The sequence below is a fragment of the Enterobacter cloacae complex sp. 385G4 genome (assembly GCF_057320665.1).
The window spans coordinates 443142-461981 of record NZ_JBXWDD010000001.1; the positions used below are offsets into that span (position 1 = coordinate 443142).

The 18840-nt window shown below is 59.1% G+C and carries 19 protein-coding genes and 2 pseudogenes; 17 read left to right on the top strand and 4 right to left on the bottom strand.

Features of this window, described 5'->3' with window-relative positions:
* Positions 1 to 83: 83 nt before the first annotated feature.
* Positions 84 to 2126, bottom strand: coding sequence for a phenylacetic acid degradation bifunctional protein PaaZ (gene paaZ / locus AC2FAJ_RS02305; protein ID WP_485453766.1), 2043 nt, complete (start codon positions 2124 to 2126; stop codon positions 84 to 86).
* 285 nt (positions 2127 to 2411) lie between these two features.
* On the opposite strand from paaZ, the gene paaA reads away from it, so the two are divergent.
* From paaA to paaY, 13 genes are all read left to right on the top strand, one after another.
* Complete coding sequence (gene paaA / locus AC2FAJ_RS02310) at positions 2412 to 3341, top strand: 1,2-phenylacetyl-CoA epoxidase subunit PaaA (protein WP_041910193.1); 930 nt, start codon at positions 2412 to 2414, stop codon at positions 3339 to 3341.
* A 12-nt stretch (positions 3342 to 3353) separates the two neighbouring features.
* Positions 3354 to 3641, top strand: a complete 288-nt coding sequence (paaB, locus tag AC2FAJ_RS02315; protein WP_003857353.1) for a 1,2-phenylacetyl-CoA epoxidase subunit PaaB — start codon at positions 3354 to 3356, stop codon at positions 3639 to 3641.
* Between the two features lie 8 nt (positions 3642 to 3649).
* Positions 3650 to 4396, top strand: a complete 747-nt coding sequence (gene paaC, locus AC2FAJ_RS02320) for a 1,2-phenylacetyl-CoA epoxidase subunit PaaC (RefSeq protein ID WP_047365291.1) — start codon at positions 3650 to 3652, stop codon at positions 4394 to 4396.
* 11 nt (positions 4397 to 4407) lie between these two features.
* The gene (paaD, locus tag AC2FAJ_RS02325; protein ID WP_028013029.1) at positions 4408 to 4905 is read left to right on the top strand and encodes a 1,2-phenylacetyl-CoA epoxidase subunit PaaD; all 498 of its coding nucleotides are present in this window, start codon (positions 4408 to 4410) and stop codon (positions 4903 to 4905) included.
* Positions 4906 to 4912: 7 nt separating this feature from the next.
* Positions 4913 to 5983: a 1,2-phenylacetyl-CoA epoxidase subunit PaaE gene (gene paaE, locus AC2FAJ_RS02330; protein WP_485453767.1), complete on the top strand. Its 1071-nt coding sequence runs from the start codon at positions 4913 to 4915 to the stop codon at positions 5981 to 5983.
* On the top strand, positions 5980 to 6747 hold the full coding sequence (gene paaF, locus AC2FAJ_RS02335) for a 2,3-dehydroadipyl-CoA hydratase PaaF (protein WP_041910185.1): 768 nt from the start codon (positions 5980 to 5982) through the stop codon (positions 6745 to 6747). Before paaE ends, paaF begins: the two co-directional genes overlap by 4 nt.
* Positions 6747 to 7535, top strand: coding sequence for a 2-(1,2-epoxy-1,2-dihydrophenyl)acetyl-CoA isomerase PaaG (paaG, locus tag AC2FAJ_RS02340; RefSeq protein ID WP_041910183.1), 789 nt, complete (start codon positions 6747 to 6749; stop codon positions 7533 to 7535). Before paaF ends, paaG begins: the two co-directional genes overlap by 1 nt.
* 1 nt (position 7536) lies before the next feature.
* Positions 7537 to 8961 (top strand): 3-hydroxyacyl-CoA dehydrogenase PaaH, encoded by a 1425-nt coding sequence (gene paaH / locus AC2FAJ_RS02345; RefSeq protein WP_485453768.1) that lies wholly within the window; start codon positions 7537 to 7539, stop codon positions 8959 to 8961.
* Positions 8951 to 9373, top strand: a complete 423-nt coding sequence (gene paaI, locus AC2FAJ_RS02350; protein WP_028013034.1) for a hydroxyphenylacetyl-CoA thioesterase PaaI — start codon at positions 8951 to 8953, stop codon at positions 9371 to 9373. The genes paaH and paaI overlap by 11 nt, the downstream gene beginning before the upstream one ends.
* The gene (gene pcaF / locus AC2FAJ_RS02355; protein WP_047365284.1) at positions 9373 to 10578 is read left to right on the top strand and encodes a 3-oxoadipyl-CoA thiolase; all 1206 of its coding nucleotides are present in this window, start codon (positions 9373 to 9375) and stop codon (positions 10576 to 10578) included. Before paaI ends, pcaF begins: the two co-directional genes overlap by 1 nt.
* A gap of 27 nt (positions 10579 to 10605) precedes the next feature.
* Entirely contained in the window at positions 10606 to 11922 is a 1317-nt protein-coding gene (gene paaK, locus AC2FAJ_RS02360) for a phenylacetate--CoA ligase PaaK (RefSeq protein WP_047365282.1), read from the top strand.
* 102 nt (positions 11923 to 12024) lie between these two features.
* Entirely contained in the window at positions 12025 to 12960 is a 936-nt protein-coding gene (gene paaX, locus AC2FAJ_RS02365) for a phenylacetic acid degradation operon negative regulatory protein PaaX (RefSeq protein WP_021241337.1), read from the top strand.
* Positions 12961 to 12969: 9 nt separating this feature from the next.
* Complete coding sequence (paaY, locus tag AC2FAJ_RS02370) at positions 12970 to 13566, top strand: phenylacetic acid degradation protein PaaY (protein WP_028013037.1); 597 nt, start codon at positions 12970 to 12972, stop codon at positions 13564 to 13566.
* On the opposite strand, the gene AC2FAJ_RS02375 is transcribed toward paaY, so the two are convergent.
* The gene (locus AC2FAJ_RS02375) at positions 13475 to 14746 is read right to left on the bottom strand and encodes a serine hydrolase domain-containing protein (RefSeq protein WP_047365280.1); all 1272 of its coding nucleotides are present in this window, start codon (positions 14744 to 14746) and stop codon (positions 13475 to 13477) included. The genes paaY and AC2FAJ_RS02375 overlap by 92 nt on opposite strands.
* Positions 14747 to 14882: 136 nt before the next feature.
* On the opposite strand from AC2FAJ_RS02375, the gene AC2FAJ_RS02380 reads away from it, so the two are divergent.
* From AC2FAJ_RS02380 to AC2FAJ_RS02395, 4 genes and pseudogenes are all read left to right on the top strand, one after another.
* Positions 14883 to 15365, top strand: a complete 483-nt coding sequence (locus AC2FAJ_RS02380; protein WP_248112254.1) for a glutathione peroxidase — start codon at positions 14883 to 14885, stop codon at positions 15363 to 15365.
* 300 nt (positions 15366 to 15665) lie between these two features.
* Positions 15666 to 15803, top strand: a pseudogene (locus AC2FAJ_RS02385) (type II toxin-antitoxin system Phd/YefM family antitoxin); the annotation flags it as partial.
* 129 nt (positions 15804 to 15932) lie between these two features.
* Positions 15933 to 16385: an STM2901 family protein gene (locus AC2FAJ_RS02390; protein ID WP_126326053.1), complete on the top strand. Its 453-nt coding sequence runs from the start codon at positions 15933 to 15935 to the stop codon at positions 16383 to 16385.
* Positions 16385 to 16702 (top strand): DUF1493 family protein, encoded by a 318-nt coding sequence (locus tag AC2FAJ_RS02395; protein WP_485453769.1) that lies wholly within the window; start codon positions 16385 to 16387, stop codon positions 16700 to 16702. Before AC2FAJ_RS02390 ends, AC2FAJ_RS02395 begins: the two co-directional genes overlap by 1 nt.
* Before the next feature lie 24 nt (positions 16703 to 16726).
* Here the strand turns inward: AC2FAJ_RS02395 and AC2FAJ_RS02400 are convergent.
* Together AC2FAJ_RS02400 and AC2FAJ_RS02405 are read right to left on the bottom strand one after the other, a co-directional pair.
* Positions 16727 to 17208 (bottom strand): annotated as a pseudogene (locus tag AC2FAJ_RS02400) (Hcp family type VI secretion system effector).
* A 1004-nt stretch (positions 17209 to 18212) separates the two neighbouring features.
* Positions 18213 to 18815: a helix-turn-helix domain-containing protein gene (locus AC2FAJ_RS02405; protein WP_153655935.1), complete on the bottom strand. Its 603-nt coding sequence runs from the start codon at positions 18813 to 18815 to the stop codon at positions 18213 to 18215.
* Positions 18816 to 18840 lie beyond the last annotated feature (25 nt).

The following is an 18840-nucleotide window of genomic DNA, read 5'->3' on the forward strand; positions in this document are numbered from 1 at the left end:
AAAAAAGGCGCTGAGATAAATCACAGGTCGTGCAGAGCAATCTCCTCTCCCCGTTGGGGAGAGGGTCAGGATGAGGGAGAACGTTAGCTGAAATCACCCCGCTGGCGCGCCACCAGCGTCAGGATGGAGTAGAGCGCCACGGCCTGCTGGTGCTGGTTGAAGATTTCAACCGCCCACTCCACCACGCCGGTCGGTTTTTCCTCGGCGTTACGCTGTTTCTTCAGCGTTTTGCGCTTGCAGGTCAGACGCACCTGGATCGTGTCGCCCGGCTTGACCGGCTCGATAAAGCGCAGGTTTTCCATGCCGTAGTTGGCAATCACCGGCCCGACGCCTGCATCAACGAACAGTCCCGCCGCGGCGGAGATCAGGAAGTAGCCGTGAACCACGCGTTCGCCAAAGATCGACTCTGCCGCCCCGATCTTGTCCATATGGGCGTAGAAGTGGTCACCGCTCAGGCAGGCAAAATTGACGATGTCCGCCTCCGTCAGCGTGCGGCGCGGCGTCAGCAGGCTGTCGCCCGGCTGCAGTTCCTCAAAGTATTTACGGAACGGATGGACGCGATCTTCCTGCACCGCTGCGCCACGCACCCACTGTTTACCGATGGCGGCCAGCATCGTCGGGCTACCCTGAATCGCGGTGCGCTGCAGGTAGTGCTTCACCGCGCGCAGGCCGCCCAGCTCTTCGCCGCCGCCCGCGCGGCCAGGGCCGCCGTGCATTAGCTGAGGAAGCGGGGAGCCGTGGCCGGTAGACTCTTTTGATGATTCTTCGTTAAGGATCTGAATACGCCCGTGGGCGCGCGCCGCGCCGGCAATAAACTGGCGGGCAATGTTCAGGTCTGCGGTGACAAGCGTCCCCGCCAGGCTGCCGCCGCCCGCGCGGGCAAGCTGCATGGCGTGCTCTGCACTGCGATACGGCATCAGCGTGGCGACCGGGCCGAAGGCTTCGGTATCGTGCACCGCCGGGGTTTCATCCGGCTGCGGGCAGAACAGCAGGGTCGGCGGGAAGAACGCCCCCGCGGCCTGCAAATCCGCTTTGCCGCCCAGACGGATCTGGCAGCCTGCGGCGACCAGCCGATCCACTTTCTCCTGCACGTCTGCGCGCTGTTCAGCGTTGACCAGCGCCCCCATCTTCACCCCTTCCTGCGCCGGGTCGCCCATTACCACCTTTTCCAGACGGGCAATCAGCGCCTGGCTGACGGCATCAACCTGGCTTTGCGGGACGATAATCCGGCGAATGGCGGTACATTTCTGCCCGGCCTTGGCGGTCATTTCGCGGACCACTTCCCGAATGAACAGGGCAAACTCCGGCTGCTCCGGCGTGACGTCTTCACCCAACACGCAGCAGTTCAGGGAGTCGGCTTCCATGGTGAACGGAATCGAATTCGCCACAATATTCGGGTGCACGCGCAGGCTCTGTCCGGTGCTGGCGGAGCCGGTAAAGGTCACCACGTCCTGGCTGTCGAGTTGGTCGAGCAGATCGCCCGCGCCGCCGCAAATCAGGCTGATGGCGCCGTCCGGCACCAGTCCGCTGTCCACGATGGATTTGACCATCGCCTGCGTCACCTGCGCGGTAGCGGTGGCGGGCTTGATGATGGCGGGCATCCCGGCAAGCCAGGTCGGCGCGAGTTTTTCCAGCATTCCCCAGCAGGGGAAGTTGAAGGCGTTGATGTGTACCGCCACGCCGGATTTCGAGGTCAGAACGTGGCGCGCCGCAAAGCCGCCTTCTTTCGACAGCGGGATTAGCTCATCTTCCGGCCACAGCGTGTCGTCCGGCAGCTCGCGGCTGCCCAGGCTGGCGTATGTGAAGAGGGTGCCGATGCCGCCTTCAATATCGACCCAGCTGTCCGCCTTCGTCGCGCCCGTCTGGGCGGACAGGGCATAAAACGCCTCTTTTTCGCCGAGCAGGTGTTTCGCCACCGCTTTCAGCATGGCGGCACGTTCAATAAAGGTCATGGCGCGCAATGCCTCGCCCCCATGCTCAATGGCATAGCGACGGGCGGCCGCCATGTCCAGCCCTTCGCTGGTCACTTCCCAGAGTGCTTCGCCGCTGATGGCGTGATGAATCGCGCGTTCGCGGCCCCGGCCAGACTGCCAGGTACCGGACAAGAAGCTGGCTAACTGCTGCATCGCTTATCTCCAAATGTTTCGTGATTTCACCATTAATAGTTTGATCGCGAATCATAAAAATCAAGCTGTGTTTTTAATGAATTGTTAACGTTGTGATCTGACTTGCCGAATCGCGTCGCGTAAAGGCGCTTTGTAAAAGGCCTGGAGTGAAAGCCTTGCGAGCAACATCACAAAACAGGGAAACAATTCTTGGGGTTGTATTTAACCTTTGTGTAACTTTTAAAAAACAAAGTGATTCAATATTTCGCTTTGATTTGCAAACTAACGAATCATAAAGGTGATGGCGTGACGCAAGAACAACGGTTTGAGCAGCGCATAGCGCAGGAGACGGCGATTGAGCCTCAGGACTGGATGCCGGAAGCCTACCGTAAAACGCTGATCCGCCAGATTGGTCAGCACGCGCACTCCGAAATTGTCGGCATGCTCCCGGAAGGGAACTGGATAGCCCGCGCGCCGACGCTGCGCCGAAAAGCGATCCTGCTGGCGAAAGTGCAGGACGAAGCCGGACACGGGCTTTACCTCTACAGCGCGGCGGAAACGCTGGGCTGCGCGCGGGAAGATATCTACCAGAAGATGCTCGACGGCAAGATGAAATACTCCTCCATCTTCAACTATCCGACCCTGAGCTGGGCCGATATCGGCGTGATCGGCTGGCTGGTGGACGGGGCGGCCATCGTTAACCAGGTGGCGCTGTGCCGTACCTCCTACGGCCCGTATGCCCGGGCGATGGTGAAAATCTGTAAAGAAGAGAGCTTCCACCAGCGTCAGGGCTTTGAAGCCTGCATGGCGCTGGCGCAGGGCAGTGAGGATCAGCGTCAGATGCTGCAGGACGCCATCAACCGCTTCTGGTGGCCGGCGCTGATGATGTTCGGGCCGAACGACGACAACTCGCCGAACAGCGCCCGCAGCCTTGCCTGGAAAATCAAACGCTTTGGCAACGACGAGCTGCGCCAGCGCTTTGTCGACAACACGGTGCCGCAGGTGGAGATGCTCGGCATGACGGTGCCGGATCCGGACCTGCGTTTCGATGAAGAGAGCGGTCACTACCGCTTCGGCGAGATCGACTGGCAGGAGTTTGACGAGGTCATTAACGGGCGCGGCATCTGTAACCACGAACGTCTGGCCGCGAAACGCAAAGCCTGGGACGACGGGGCGTGGGTGCGGGAAGCCGCGCTGGCGCACGCCGAAAAACAACGTACCCGTCAGGCCGCATAAGAGGAAATAACCATGAGCAATGTCTACTGGCCGCTGTACGAAGTGTTCGTACGCAGCAAACAAGGGTTATCCCACCGTCATGTGGGCAGCCTGCATGCCGCCGACGATCGCATGGCGCTGGAAAATGCCCGTGATGCCTACACCCGCCGCAGCGAAGGCTGTTCTATCTGGGTGGTGAAGGCGAGTGAAATTGTGGCCTCCCAGCCAGAAGAGAGCGGCGAGTTCTTCGACCCAGCGGAAAGCAAGGTTTACCGCCATCCGACGTTCTACACCATCCCCGACGGCATCGAGCATATGTGAGGCAAAGAATGAACTCAGTGACTGCCTATGCCCTGCGTCTGGGCGATAACGGACTGGTACTTTCCCAGCGTCTCGGCGCCTGGTGCGGCCACGCGCCTGAACTGGAAATTGACCTCGCGCTCGCCAATATCGGCCTCGACCTGCTGGGGCAGGCGCGCAATTTCCTGACCTATGCCGCGGAATTAGAAGGCCAGGGCGATGAAGACACGCTGGCGTTTGGCCGCGACGAGCGCCAGTTCCGCAACGTCCTGCTGGTGGAGCAGCCGAACGGCAGCTTCGCCGACACGATTGCCCGCCAGTACCTGATGGATGCCTGGAACGTGGCGCTGTACGAACGTCTGACTCAGAGCCGCGACGGCCAGCTTGCTGCCATCGCCGCCAAAGCGATCAAAGAGGCGCGCTACCACCTGCGCTTTAGCCGCGGCTGGCTGGTGCGGCTGGGCGACGGGACCGAAACCTCCGCGCAAAAAATGCAGCAGGCCATCGACAGCCTGTGGCGTTTTACAGCGGAGCTGTTTGACGCCGATGAGGTCGAGCTTGAGCTGATTGACGCCGGCGTGGCGGTGGATCCGCGAACCCTGCGCCAGCCGTGGGAAAGCGAAGTGTTTGCTGGTCTGAAAGAAGCCTGTCTGCAGGTTCCCGCAGAGGTGGCGTACCGCACCGGGGGCAAGAAGGGGCTTCATACCGAACATCTGGGTCCGATGCTGGCGGAAATGCAGTATCTCCAGCGCGCGTATCCCGGTCAGCAGTGGTAAAGGAGAACGCTATGCAACGCCTCGTCGACATCGCGCCTGCGCAAATTCCGCAGATCTGGTCGCTGTTAAGCCAGATCCCCGATCCGGAAGTGCCGGTGTTAACCATCACCGATTTAGGCATGGTGCGCAGCGTGAAGGCGCAGGGTGAAGGCTGGGTGATTGGCTTCACGCCAACCTACTCGGGCTGCCCGGCAACGGAACACCTGCTGGGGGCAATCCGAGAGGCGATGACCGCGCACGGCTTCACTCCCGTGCACATCGTGCTCCAGCTTGAACCCGCCTGGACTACCGACTGGATGACCGCCGACGCGCGCGAGCGCCTGCGGGCGTACGGCATCAGCCCACCCGTTGGTCACAGCTGCCACGCGCACGCCCCGGCAGAGGTGAGCTGCCCGCGCTGCGCCAGCACCGACACCTCCCTTATCAGTGAATTTGGCTCGACGGCCTGCAAAGCGCTCTACCGCTGCAATACCTGCCGCGAGCCCTTCGACTATTTCAAATGTATTTGAGGCTGCCATGACAACGTTTCATTCATTAACAGTGGCAAAAGTGGAACCCGAAACCCGCGACGCGGTAACCATCACCTTCGCGGTGCCGCAGGCGTTGCAGGAGGCCTACCGCTTCCGCCCCGGCCAGCACCTGACCCTGAAAACGACGCTGGGCGAAGACGAACTGCGCCGCTGCTACTCCATCTGCCGCAGCACCGCACCGGGTGAGATCAGCGTGGCGGTCAAAGCCATCGACGGTGGGCGCTTCTCCCGCTATGCCCGGGATGAGATCAAAGCGGGCATGGCGCTGGAGGTGATGGTTCCTCAAGGGCAGTTTGGCTACCAGCCGCAGCCTGAACGTGAAGGCCACTACCTGGCAATTGCCGCAGGCTCCGGGATCACCCCGATGCTGGCGATTATCTCCGCCACGCTTTCGACCGAATCCAACAGCCATTTCACTCTGATTTACGGCAACCGCAGCAGCCAGAGCATGATGTTCCGCCAGGCGCTGGCGGACCTGAAGGACAAATACCCGCAGCGGCTGCAGCTGCTTTCCATCTTCAGCCAGGAGCGGCTGGACAGCGACCTGCTCTATGGCCGCATCGACGGGGAAAAGCTGCAGGCGCTGGCGAAAAACCTGATCAACTTCCGCCAGTATGACGAGGCCTTTATCTGCGGCCCGTCGGCGATGATGGACGACGCCGAAGCGACGCTGAAAGCGCTGGGGATGCCGGAAAGATCCATTCACCTTGAGCGCTTTAACACCTCCGGAATCACCGTTAAGCGCGCGGTGCACGTGCAGGCGGAAGGTCAAAAAGTGACCGTGCGCCAGGACGGGCGCGACCGTGAAATCACCCTGACGGCGGACGACGAAAGCATTCTTGATGCCGCCCTGCGGCAGGGGGCGGATCTTCCGTATGCCTGCAAGGGGGGCGTGTGCGCCACCTGCAAATGCAAAGTGCTGCGCGGCAAGGTGGACATGGCAACCAACTACAGCCTGGAGCCGGACGAGCTGGCCGCCGGGTACGTACTGAGCTGTCAGTCGCTGCCGTTAACCGCCGACGTGATTGTCGACTTTGACGCGAAGGGGATGGCATGAGCGAACTGATTGTTACCCGTCATGGCCGCGTGCTGCAGCTGACGCTGAACCGTCCGGCGGCGCGCAACGCCCTTAACAATGCGCTGCTGGCGCAGCTTGCGGAACAGCTTGAGGCTGCCGCCGTGGATGCCGATATCGCCGTCTGCGTGATTTACGGCAGCGAGCGCTGCTTTGCCGCCGGGGCCGATCTCAACGAAATGGCGGAGAAGGACCTGCCCGCCACCCTGAACGATATCCGCCCGCAGCTATGGGCGCGCATTAACGCGTTTAACAAACCGCTGATTGCTGCCGTGAACGGCTTCGCGCTGGGCGCAGGCTGCGAGCTGGCGCTGCTGTGCGACGTGATCATTGCTGGCGATAACGCCCGTTTCGGCCTGCCGGAAATCACGCTGGGCATCATGCCCGGCGCGGGCGGCACCCAGCGTCTTATCCGCAGCGTCGGTAAATCCCTGGCCAGCAAAATGGTGCTGACCGGCGAGAGTATTACCGCAGAGCAGGCGCTGAGCGCCGGGCTGGTGAGCGATCTCTTCCCGGCGTCTCTGACACTAGAGTACGCCCTGAAGCAGGCGGCGCTGATGGCGCGCCACTCTCCGCTGGCGCTGCAGGCGGCGAAGCAGGCGCTGCGGCAGTCGCAGGAGGTGCCGTTGCAGGCCGGGCTCGCGCAGGAGCGCCAGCTGTTTACGCTGCTTTCCGCCACCGAAGACCGCCGGGAAGGTATCGACGCCTTCTTACAAAAACGCACCCCCGACTTTAAAGGACGCTAATTGTGGAATTTATTCTCAGTCACGTAGAACAGGGCGTAATGACCATTACGCTGAACCGTCCGGAGCGTCTGAACAGCTTTAACGACGTGATGCACCAGCAGCTTGCCGAGTGCCTGAAGCAGGCCGAGCGCGATGACGCCATCCGCTGCCTGCTGATCACCGGGGCAGGACGCGGGTTCTGCGCCGGTCAGGATCTGAACGACCGTAACGTCGACCCCAACGGCCCGGCGCCGGATCTGGGGATGTCCGTGGAAACCTTCTACAACCCGCTGGTGCGCCGCCTCGCAAAGCTGCCGAAGCCGGTCATCTGCGCGGTTAACGGGGTGGCGGCTGGCGCGGGAGCTACGCTGGCGCTCGGCTGTGACATGGTGATTGCCGCCCGGTCGGCCAACTTCGTGATGGCCTTCAGCAAGCTCGGCCTGGTGCCGGACTGCGGCGGCACGTGGCTGCTGCCGCGCGTGGCCGGACGCGCCCGCGCCATGGGGCTGGCGCTGCTCGGGGACAAACTCAGCGCCGAGCAGGCGCAGGCGTGGGGGATGATCTGGCAGGTGGTGGACGACGACCAGCTCTCCGCCACGGCGCAGCAAATGGCGCTGCACTTTGCCTCGCAGCCGACCTTCGGCCTGGGCCTGATCAAGCAGGCGATCAATGCTGCGGAAACCAACACCCTCGACGCGCAGCTTGACCTGGAGCGCGACTATCAGCGTCTGGCCGGTCGCAGCGACGACTACCGCGAGGGCGTCAGCGCTTTCCTCGCGAAGCGCGCGCCTAACTTTACGGGGAAATAAGATGCTCAACATACGGACTGTCGCCGTGATTGGCAGCGGCACGATGGGCGCGGGGATTGCAGAAGTGGCGGCCAGCCACGGGCATCAGGTGCTGCTCTACGATATTTCCAGCGATGCGATATCCCGCGCTATCGAGGGGATCCGCCAGCGTCTGGCCTCCCGGGTGACGCGCGGAAAACTCTCCGCCGATGCAGGGAGCCAGATCCTCGCCCGGCTGCTTCCCGTCACGGATATCGACGCGCTCTCCGTCGCCGAACTGGTGATTGAAGCGGCCTCGGAACGGCTGGAGGTGAAAAAGGCGCTGTTTTCGCAGCTGGCGGAAATCTGCCCGCCGCAGACGGTGCTGACCAGCAATACCTCGTCGATCTCCGTCACGGCGATTGCTGCTGACATCCACCATCCGGAGCGCGTCGCCGGGCTGCATTTCTTCAACCCGGCGCCGGTCATGAAGCTGGTGGAGGTGGTCAGCGGGCTGGCAACCTCCCCGGAAGTGGCCGACGCGCTGTGCGAGCTGGCGCTGAACTGGGGCAAGCAGCCCGTGCGCTGCCAGTCAACGCCGGGGTTCATCGTCAACCGCGTCGCGCGTCCGTTCTATTCCGAGGCCTGGCGCGCGCTGGAAGAGCAGGTGGCTGCGCCGGAGGTGATTGACGCCGCCCTGCGCGAAGGCGGCGGCTTCCCGATGGGTCCGCTGGAGCTGACCGACATGATTGGTCAGGACGTGAACTTCGCGGTGACCTGCTCGGTATTTAACGCCTTCTGGCAGGAGCGTCGTTTTCTGCCCTCGCTGGTGCAGCAGGAGCTGGTGCTGGCAGGCAGGCTGGGCAAAAAAAGCGGGAAGGGCGTTTATGACTGGCAGGCCGACAAGCCCGGGGTGCGCTGGGCTGATACCGTGAACGACAGCTACAGTCCGATGCGCGTGGAAAGAAGGTGTGACAGTGTCACAGAAATTGATGATATGTACCTGATTGAAACGCAGGGCGAAACCGCGCAGGCCCTGGCGCTGCGGCTTAACGGCCCGGTGGTGGTGGTGGACCGCATCGAGCGCGACGTCGCGATCATCGCCGCAGCCGCCAGCAACCCGCATACCGCGACGCAAAAGGCCATCCGCTACCTGCAGCAGCAGGGACTTCGAGTGGTGCAGATTGCCGATTATCCCGGCCTGCTGGTCTGGCGCACGGTGGCGATGATTGCCAACGAAGCGCTGGATGCTCTGCAAAAAGGGGTCGCCAGCGAGAAGGACATCGATACCGCCATGCGCCTGGGCGTCAACTACCCGAGCGGGCCGATCGCCTGGGGCGAGCGCCTGGGCTGGCAGCGCCTGCTGACGCTGCTGGAGAACCTGCAGCGTCATTATGGCGAAGAACGCTATCGCCCCTGTTCCCTGCTGCGCCAGCGCGCGCTTCTGGAGAGTAGCTATGAGTCATAACGCCTGGCACAACGCCCGCGCCATGTACGAACGGGACGCCTGCGCGCAGGCGATGGGGATGGACATTGTCGATATGGACGACGGCTACGCGGTGGTGTCCATGACCATCACCCCGCAGATGCTCAACGGCCACCAAACCTGCCACGGCGGACAGCTGTTTTCGCTGGCAGACACCGCCTTTGCCTACGCCTGCAACAGTCAGGGGCTGGCGGCGGTGGCCTCCGGCTGTTCGATTGATTTTCTGCGTCCGGGCTTTGCCGGGGACACGCTCACCGCCACCGCGCGGGTGAAGCATCAGGGCAGGCTGACCGGCGTGTACGACATTGAAATTCAGAACCAGCAACAGAAAACCGTCGCCCTTTTTCGCGGAAAATCTCACCGCATCGGCGGCAATGTGACAGGAGAGGCTTGATGCGTGACGCATTTATTTGTGATGGCGTTCGAACCCCGGTGGGGCGCTATGGCGGGGCGCTTTCCGCCGTTCGGACTGACGATCTCGGCGCCGTGCCGCTGCGCGCGCTGCTGGCCCGCTATCCGCAGCTCGATCTGGAGCGGATTGACGACGTGATCTTCGGCTGCGCGAACCAGGCGGGTGAAGATAACCGCAACGTGGCGCGTATGTCGTCACTGCTGGCCGGGCTGCCGCAGACGGTGTCCGGAACCACCATTAACCGCCTGTGCGGGTCGGGGCTGGACGCAATTGGTTTTGCCGCACGCGCCATTAAGGCGGGCGACGGCGACCTGCTGATTGCGGGCGGCGTGGAGTCCATGTCCCGCGCGCCGTTTGTGATGGGCAAAGCCACCGCCGCGTTTCAGCGACAGGCGGAGATCTTTGATACCACCATCGGCTGGCGATTTGTGAATCCGCTCATGCATCAGCAATTCGGAACTGACAGCATGCCGGAAACGGCAGAGAATGTAGCCGAATTGTTAAATATCAGCCGTGCCGATCAGGACGCGTTCGCGCTGCGCAGCCAGCAGCGTACCGCGCAGGCGCAGCAGAACGGCGTTCTGGCGCAGGAGATTGTGTCGGTGCAGGTGCCGGGGAAAAAAGGGGCGGTCAACGAGTTCGGCGAGGATGAACATCCCCGCGCGGACACCACGCTTGAGCAGCTTGCCGGGCTAAAAACGCCGTTCCGCAGGAACGGGGTGGTTACGGCGGGGAATGCCTCCGGCGTCAACGACGGCGCTGCGGCGCTGATCGTCGCCAGCGAGAAGATGGCGCTGGCGCAGGGGCTGGTCCCGCGCACGCGGATCGTAGCGATGGCGACGGCAGGCGTGGAGCCTCGTCTGATGGGACTCGGCCCGGTACCGGCCACGCGCAAGGTGCTGGAGCGCGCCGGACTCAGCATTAACGAGATGGACGTGATCGAGCTTAACGAAGCTTTCGCCGCGCAGGCGCTGGGCGTGCTGCGTCAGCTGGGATTGCCGGATGATGCCGCGCACGTCAACCCGAACGGTGGCGCGATAGCGATTGGTCACCCGCTGGGGATGAGCGGCGCCAGGCTGGCGCTGGCCGCGAGCAACGAACTGCACCGACGCGGCGGGCGCTACGCGCTGTGTACGATGTGCATCGGTGTGGGTCAGGGCATTGCCATGATCCTTGAGCGTGTTTGAGCATAAAAACAATGTGAGTACCCTGCGATGACAAATACAACAAAGCTTGATCCGATTGAAACGGCCTCCCTTGACGAACTGCAGGCGCTGCAGACCGCGCGTCTGAAATGGACGCTGCACCACGCCTATAACAACGTGCCGATGTACAAACGCAAGTTTGACGCCGCGGGCGTTCACCCTGACGATTTCAACGAGCTGGCGGATATCCGTAAGTTCCCGTGCACCACCAAGCAGGACCTGCGGGATAACTACCCGTTCGATACCTTTGCCGTGCCGATGGAGCAGGTGGTGCGCATTCACGCGTCATCCGGCACCACCGGCAAACCGACCGTTGTCGGCTACACGCAGGGTGACATCGACAACTGGGCCAACCTGGTGGCGCGCTCCCTGCGCGCGGCGGGTGGCAGCGCGAAGGACAAAATTCACGTGGCCTATGGCTATGGCCTGTTTACCGGCGGGCTGGGCGCGCACTACGGTGCCGAGCGTTTGGGGGCGACGGTGATCCCGATGTCCGGCGGCCAGACAGAGAAACAGGCGCAGCTGATCCGTGATTTCCAGCCGGACATGATCATGGTGACGCCGTCCTACTGCCTCAACCTGATCGAGGAGCTGGAGCGCCAGATGGGCGGCGACGCCAGCACCTGCTCCCTGCGCGTGGGCGTTTTCGGCGCGGAGCCGTGGACGCAGGCCATGCGTCGCGAAATCGAAAAACGCTTAGGCATTACGGCGCTGGATATTTATGGCCTCTCCGAAGTGATGGGGCCGGGCGTGGCGATGGAGTGTATCGAAACCGCCGACGGCCCGACCATCTGGGAAGATCATTTCTACCCGGAGATCGTCAACCCGAACGACGGCACGCCGCTGGATGACGGCCAGCAGGGCGAACTGCTGTTCACCACGCTGACCAAAGAGGCGCTGCCGGTGATCCGCTACCGCACCCGCGATCTGACGCGTCTGCTGCCGGCAACCGCGCGCAGTATGCGCCGTATGGACCGGATCAGCGGCCGCAGCGACGATATGCTGATCATCCGCGGCGTCAACGTTTTCCCGTCGCAGCTGGAAGAGGAGATCGTGAAGTTCGAACACCTTTCTCCGCACTATCAGCTGGAGGTGAATCGTCGTGGGCATCTTGATTCACTTTCCGTGAAGGTGGAGCTGAAAGAGAGCAGCTTAACGCTGACGCACGAGCAGCGTTGCCAGGTATGCCATCAGCTGCGCCACCGCATAAAGTCGATGGTCGGGATTTCCACCGACGTGATGATTGTGAACTGCGGCAGCATTCCGCGCTCGGAGGGGAAAGCCTGCCGGGTGTTTGATCTGCGTAAAGTTGCGGCCAACGGCTAAGTTTCCCCTCACTCCGGCCCTCTCCCTGTGGGAGAGGGTTAGGGTGAGGGGCTATCTCAGAATCCTATGCTATGATTCATCCAGGACAAAAATAACAACAGAATGAATCACATGAATAAACTCGACGCCTTTATCCAGCACGCGGTCAGCTCGGTTCCCGTCAGCGGAACGTCGCTTATCTCCTCGTTATACGGTGACGCGCTTTCCCACCGCGGCGGCGAGATTTGGCTCGGCAGCCTGGCCGCCTTACTGGAAGGCATGGGATTTGGCGAGCGCTTCGTGCGCACCGCGCTGTTTCGCCTCAACAAAGAGGGCTGGCTGGACGTCTCCCGCATCGGGCGGCGCAGCTTTTACCGCCTGAGCGATAAGGGGCTGCGGCTGACGCGTCGCGCGGAGAATAAGATTTATCGCGCAGAGCTGCCCGCCTGGGACGGAAAATGGCTGCTGCTGCTCTCCGAAGGGCTGGATAAAACTACGCTCGCGGATGTGAAAAAACAGCTCATCTGGCAAGGATTTGGCACACTGGCACCGAGCCTGATGGCCTCGCCGTCCCAGCATCTGGCGGACGTGCAGTCCCTGCTTCACGATGCCGGCGTGGCGGAAAACGTGATCTTCTTCGAAGCCCACTCGCCGCTGGCGCTCTCCCGCGCCGCGCTGCGTTCGCGGGTGGAAGAGTGCTGGCAGTTAACCGAGCAAAACGCGATGTACGAGTCGTTTATCAACTCGTTCCGCCCGCTGCTGCCTCTGCTGAAGGAGGCCGCGCCGGAGGAGCTGACGCCGGAGCGCTGCTTCCAGATCCAGCTGCTGCTGATTCACTTTTATCGCCGCGTAGTGCTGAAAGACCCACTGTTGCCGGAGGAGTTACTGCCCGCGCACTGGGCGGGGCAAAGCGCCCGACAGCTCTGCATTAATATCTATCAGCGTGTCGCGCCGGGGGCGCTGGCGTTTGTCAGCGAGAAGGGCGAAACCTCCGTGGGCGAACTGCCCGTGCCCGGCACGCTCTACTATCAACGCTTTGGTGGTCTTACAAGCGCATAAGGAGTGAAGATGCCAGTTTATCAAATTGACGGTCTGACGCCGGTGGTACCTGACGAGAGCTATGTTCACCCAACGGCGGTGCTGATTGGCGACGTAATTCTGGGTAAAGGCGTTTATGTTGGTCCGAATGCCAGCCTGCGCGGTGATTTTGGCCGTATCGTGGTGAAAGATGGCGCGAACATTCAGGATAACTGCGTGATGCACGGTTTCCCGGAGCAGGACACGGTGGTGGAGGAGGAGGGGCATATCGGCCACAGCGCCATCCTGCACGGCTGCATCATCCGCCGCAACGCGCTGGTGGGCATGAACGCGGTGGTGATGGACGGGGCAGTGATTGGTGAAAACAGCATCGTCGGCGCGGCGGCGTTCGTGAAGGCGAAAGCGGAGATGCCTGCCAACCACTTGATTATCGGCAGCCCGGCCAAAGCGATTCGCGAGCTGAGCGAGCAGGAGATGGCGTGGAAGCGGCAGGGCACGCGGGAGTATCAGGTGCTGGTGGAGCGCTGCAAGCTAACTATGCACCAGGTTGAGCCGCTGCGCGAGGCTGAGCCTGACCGGAAACGGCTGGCGTTTGACGAGAACTTAAGGCCGAAGTCGGCGATGTAGCGGTAACGCCGTCTTTTTTCGCCATATCCATCAGTAGCGCGATGCCAATATAGTTGCTCCAGTTAAAGATATTTTGCAGCACCACCACCGCATTGCCTTTCTCTTTGTCATAGCCGATGAAGCTGGAGTAGCCGCCGATATAGCCGACCTGATAGGTGATTTTTTCCAGACCGATAAAGTCGGTGGTCCAGGCAATGCCCTGCACCCCGTCGGGGCGTTGAATATCGGTATTTCTGACTTCGTCAAAGACGCTGTCCAGCAAGGGATTGTGGGTCGTAGAGACGTGATAGCGGGCATAGGCCGCCAGATCTTCGGCGTTACTGTACAGGCTTGCTGCCGCCACCATGTTGTTGGAAAAATGCCAGTCTGGCGTAAGCTGCCCGCGCGGGATGAATTTTGGCTGATCGCCCGCGTGGCCGAGCGCCCGCTGGGGGTATCCTTTGAGCTTCTGGGGCGTAAAGCTGCTGTTAGCCATATGCAGCGGACGGAAAATATAGCGCGAGGCTAAACTTTGTATATCTTCGCCGGTTTTGTGCTTCAGGATATAGCCAATCAGGGCGTAGCCGGTATTGGAGTATTGCGGCGTTTTATCTCTCGGCGCGCGCCAGTTCGCCAGATAACGCAGCACGTTATCGCTGTCCAGTTCACCGTAGAAATTATCACCCGTGCCTAAGTAGCGGATGAATTTTCCGAGCATCGGAACGTCCATATTCTGGCGCGGAAGGCCGGAGGTGTGGGTTACCAGCTCCAGCAGGGTGATTTTTTGTGCATCCTTACTTAGCGGCGTTCCCGGCGGTAGCAATGTCGCCAGACTGTCGTTCCAGTTCAGTTGCCCCTCACTCACCAGACAGGCCACCACTTCCGCCGTGATCCCTTTGCTGAGCGAGCCGAGCGCAAACAGGGTATCGGGCCTGACCGGGTAGCGGTTGACCGCATCGGTAACGCCCCAGGTGTAAAACTGAGGCGAGCCGTGATTATGGATCACCGCGACCGTCATTCCTGGAACGGACTTTTGCGCCATGTAGTGACGCACCACGCTGTCAACGTCGCCATCCAGCGATTCATGGGTGAGGAGTTCCTGGGTACCTTCCGGGGAGGACATTTGCGAGAGCGTGCCACAACCGCTGAGGAATGGGATAGCAAGCAGAAGCCAGCGAATTTTTTTTGTGATGTTCTGCATACCTGATAGCGAGTGTGGTGGTCATTGGCGCGGCGGGAATGTATCACACTTAGCCTGTTTGAATGTAAACTTTCTGTACGGAGGCCGCCGCGTGGGTGGTCATAGCAGCTTTTCGGCCTGCTTTGAGGATCTCAGCATGACACGCTTTCATCAGCTTACCGCCACCCGCCTGGATGGCAGTCTTATCTCAATGGCCGACTATGCGGGGAAGGTGGTTTTGGTCGTTAATACCGCCAGCCAGTGTGGCTTTACGCCCCAGTATGCGGGTCTCGAAGCGCTATACAAGAAATACGCCGAACAAGGGTTAGTGGTGCTGGGCTTCCCCTGCAACCAGTTCGGTAAACAGGAACCCGGCGACGCCGATGAAATCTCAAAGACCTGTTACATTAACTACGGCGTCAGTTTTCCCATGTTCGGGAAAGTTGAGGTCAATGGCGCTGAAGCACATCCGATGTTTCGTTATCTGAAAAGCGAATTGCCTGGCGTGCTGGGTGAGCGGATCAAGTGGAACTTTACTAAGTTTCTGATCGGACGCGACGGTAAGCCGCTCAAGCGTTTTGCACCGATGACGACGCCTGAGAAAATGGAGGGGGCAATTGTTGCGGCACTGGGAAGGTGAGTGTTTTTGTCGCCAGAGCCATCCATTTGCCGGGAATCACGTTGACCTGAAAGCTGTTTCCGGAGAAATTAATCCCCGGGCCTTCAGAGGCAACGAGCGTCTTCAGAACAACGAGCAACACCACCAATAAGATGGATAGCTTCATTTCTTCGCTCCTTTGTGGGAGCTATGTGGCGCTGCTTAATTTGAGTTTTCCGCTTTGCCAACGACAAGTACTGTCAACTTACGAGTCGTCATAGCAGAGTTTACGGGATCGCCTGCAAGCTCAACCAGGGGTTCCTAATCCCTGACCATTTCGTTAACCAGAACGGCGCATCTTGCGTACTGATGTCGCTGGTGGATTACAAATCGCTGGAGGAAACCGCATATCTGATGCGCTCCCCGGCGAACGCCAAACGCCTTATGAGCTGTATAGAGAGCCTGAAAGCTGGTGGCTGAACTCGCCTCCGGCCCAGTTGAGTGCTCACATCGGGCTTTTTTCTGAATTTTTCGAAAGTGGTACATCCCCATTATCCTTAAAAATATTAAGGGCTTAACCTTGCGCTTATTTGACCAAGAGATTATGCAATGGGCGCATTAGGTGAACAGGGCGGGACATACAATTATCACGGTAACGAGAACTTAACCCAGCATGAGCTCTTCATGCTAATCTTCGCTGAATGTCTGGCAGACCATACGGGAATATCCGTGGAGACAGCTGCTACGATCCTCGCAGGACAGCCTATTATTCCCAAGCGTAAGGTGCTGGGGGCTACAGGCTCGCGTACAAGCATAGCCTCCAAAGTAGCTCGTCGTATTTTGAAGGGCGTGCGTTTCTCTTCAGGGGTGAGGGTCGAGACCATTATCGGTATGGGTAAAGTACGATACACAAACAGCGTAGGGGCGGTAGTAGGAAGAGCCGTTCCGTATATTGGTTATGCTCAGGCAGTGATTGTCTTTGCCATTGTGGCCAGAGAAACCCGGAACAAGTACAACCTCATAGCACGACCGGAACATCGGATCGCCTGGACATATTTCTAATGTTGTTTCCTGATGAGCAAGAGTTTTTAGACTACATCACTGAGAACTACAGTGAGCGTAAGCAACCCGCCAGGAAGGATTGGACCTTTCAGGAGCATTTCAACCTCGTCCCTGAAGATCTGGAGGACATGCTACTCGACCTTTTCACCCGGTATGGAATAGAGCACAGCAACTTTGTCATGGATAACTACTTTGAGCCTGAGCTCTTTTGGTTTCAGTTCGGGCTTAGAAAGAAGTTTCGTGATCGGCAGTACAAGCCGCTAACGCTTGAAATGATTATTGAGTCGGCCAAAGCGGGGCGCTGGCTTTATGATTAAGGGGCTTAGCGCCCCTTACGTTCTCTATGCTGACTGGCGTTCGTTCCAGGCATCGCTGAAGATGATGTTCCCGTCGTTATGCTTCCAGGTGATCTTCTCGTAACGCAGCTCCACCGTCTCCATGTGGTTTTCGTTCGGGTTATCGCCTGGCGCCATTGCAGAGGAGATAGAAACAATCCGTACCCCCTCAAGCAGCATGTTGAAGTACTCTTCCTCCTGCCCGTGGTAGTTGATCCGGTACCACTTTATTTCAGCTGATACCAGACTTTGACCGGTTGCCACAGCCTTATAGAGGTATGGGCTTGAGCAGTCGATTCTTTGATGATCAGCATAGGCGAGTGCATGCGGGTACCGGTTATTTTGCCGGTGGCGTTATCTGTTGGGATCATGAGGTTGTGGTGGAACCCTTTCACCTCGATACTGCATTCTCTGTCCTGGACATCAACCCCGCCTTTGATTAATGCGCCGCCGTCGTCCTTAAGCCATAAGTAAGCTGGTATAGCCATTTCCCTATTTCCTTATCTTGTTCAATAACGTGATTGTCAGGAGATATATACCCGTCGTAATGAGAAGAATGGTCATCATTCCGATGTAGGTATAGATCTCGTATAAACTGTCCTGGCCTATCTCGTCGGGCCCATACAACATCTTGCAAATACGGTTAGCCCAGACATAGCTAAACCAACCGTCAGCAGGCCCCAGCGCGCGCCCTACAGGGAGGAATAACGCCATAAAGTAGACCGTCTTCACGGCTCTGCGGACAAGCACCGGCATTACCACAGTCAACCACCTCCATCCATACTCGGACCATGTTTACCGACCATTCATCTCACCATTGGACTGGATGTTCGGCATGGTCTGTATCTTCTCGACTGGATTCGAACATTCGTAAGAGCGTATTGGTCTCATCGGTTGGTCATCGGCATTGAGTCACTCTGAGGTAAGAACGGCGGGCTGGCCGTCATCGTACGTATAAAGGTTGTATACGCCATATGTCCCGCCCATTTCCGGATAGGCGACGAATCGGGTCTGAAGAACAGGGAAGCCACCCATTTCGATTTGCTCGACCTTAACGTGATCCATCTTTGACGGACCGTCTTTAGTCGGGATGCTATCGATGAAGATGGCGCCTTTTTAGTCGTACAGCGTCACCTTTATCTTCTCGCACTTCAGCTCAATCGAGTGATCTTTTGCTGCATTCCCTGCTACCGGCACCAGCAGCGCCAGTGCCATTACCAAGCTTGAAAACTTCATTGATATTGCTTGCATTCAATGAGGTTATTGAAGGCAAGCCTATGCCTGTAACAGGCATCAAAGTACTAACCAGATCATGTTTATGACCAGAATTGTTATTTTCAGATAATGACCTGATATTTTTTAATCAAAATTAAGGAGGCTGATGGTAACAATGGCCTTTCGTCATTCCGCGCGGGAACGGCTCAAAGCAAAACCTCACTGTTAGCGCCAGTGAAGGGGAAGGCTGGGAGCACGTTTCGGTGCCGGGGAATGCTCAGGACGCTTTCTCATGCACTGTCATGATGAATACCAATGGGTCCTTCTCCCGGTTTTCATAGAAATGAGGAACGTCCGTTCTGGCGGTTGCCGAACAGCCAGTTTTTACCCGATACACGTGATCCTTTACGCCGAGTGTGAGCGTGCCCGACTGAACATAAAACAGTTCAAGCGTTCCTTCCGCGTGGCCGGGTGACGCAAACTTTTCCCCGGGCTGCATTTCCCACATCCAGAGCTCGGTCATATCAGGGCCACCCGACCCTGCGAGCAATCTTGCTCTCCCGCCTGTTTCACCTTTCCACAATTCTGGGATCTCATCTTCAGCAATGAGATGCACGGTCGGTTTGGCACTGACATCCACAAAATCAGCCACCGAAACCCCCATCGCGGCAGCCAGGCGACATAACAGGGCAATGCTGGGATTCGCCCGGCATCCCTCTATCTCAACCAACGCTCCCTTACTTACACCCGCCTGACGCGAGAGTTCATCAAGGGAGATTTTCTTTTGCTTACGATACAGTTTAATTCGCTGCGATACGGCTTCATTCACGGAGCTGGCGATCGAATTTGCATCGGTCATTAAATTGACTTTTTTGGTCATTGGTCATTATCATGGAATAAATTGG

Bases quoted from the DNA above. Each gene is read 5' to 3' on its own strand.
- paaK (WP_047365282.1), top strand. From the start codon at position 10,606: ATGACAAATACAACAAAGCTTGATCCGATTGAAACGGCCTCCCTTGAC.
- paaZ (WP_485453766.1), bottom strand. From the start codon at position 2,126: ATGCAGCAGTTAGCCAGCTTCTTGTCCGGTACCTGGCAGTCTGGCCGG.
- paaF (WP_041910185.1), top strand. From the start codon at position 5,980: ATGAGCGAACTGATTGTTACCCGTCATGGCCGCGTGCTGCAGCTGACG.
- paaY (WP_028013037.1), top strand. From the start codon at position 12,970: ATGCCAGTTTATCAAATTGACGGTCTGACGCCGGTGGTACCTGACGAG.
- pcaF (WP_047365284.1), top strand. From the start codon at position 9,373: ATGCGTGACGCATTTATTTGTGATGGCGTTCGAACCCCGGTGGGGCGC.
- AC2FAJ_RS02380 (WP_248112254.1), top strand. From the start codon at position 14,883: ATGACACGCTTTCATCAGCTTACCGCCACCCGCCTGGATGGCAGTCTT.
- paaX (WP_021241337.1), top strand. From the start codon at position 12,025: ATGAATCACATGAATAAACTCGACGCCTTTATCCAGCACGCGGTCAGC.
- AC2FAJ_RS02395 (WP_485453769.1), top strand. From the start codon at position 16,385: ATGTTGTTTCCTGATGAGCAAGAGTTTTTAGACTACATCACTGAGAAC.
- AC2FAJ_RS02405 (WP_153655935.1), bottom strand. From the start codon at position 18,815: ATGACCAAAAAAGTCAATTTAATGACCGATGCAAATTCGATCGCCAGC.
- paaD (WP_028013029.1), top strand. From the start codon at position 4,408: ATGCAACGCCTCGTCGACATCGCGCCTGCGCAAATTCCGCAGATCTGG.
- AC2FAJ_RS02390 (WP_126326053.1), top strand. From the start codon at position 15,933: ATGGGCGCATTAGGTGAACAGGGCGGGACATACAATTATCACGGTAAC.
- paaI (WP_028013034.1), top strand. From the start codon at position 8,951: ATGAGTCATAACGCCTGGCACAACGCCCGCGCCATGTACGAACGGGAC.
- AC2FAJ_RS02375 (WP_047365280.1), bottom strand. From the start codon at position 14,746: ATGCAGAACATCACAAAAAAAATTCGCTGGCTTCTGCTTGCTATCCCA.
- paaH (WP_485453768.1), top strand. From the start codon at position 7,537: ATGCTCAACATACGGACTGTCGCCGTGATTGGCAGCGGCACGATGGGC.
- paaE (WP_485453767.1), top strand. From the start codon at position 4,913: ATGACAACGTTTCATTCATTAACAGTGGCAAAAGTGGAACCCGAAACC.
- paaC (WP_047365291.1), top strand. From the start codon at position 3,650: ATGAACTCAGTGACTGCCTATGCCCTGCGTCTGGGCGATAACGGACTG.
- paaB (WP_003857353.1), top strand. From the start codon at position 3,354: ATGAGCAATGTCTACTGGCCGCTGTACGAAGTGTTCGTACGCAGCAAA.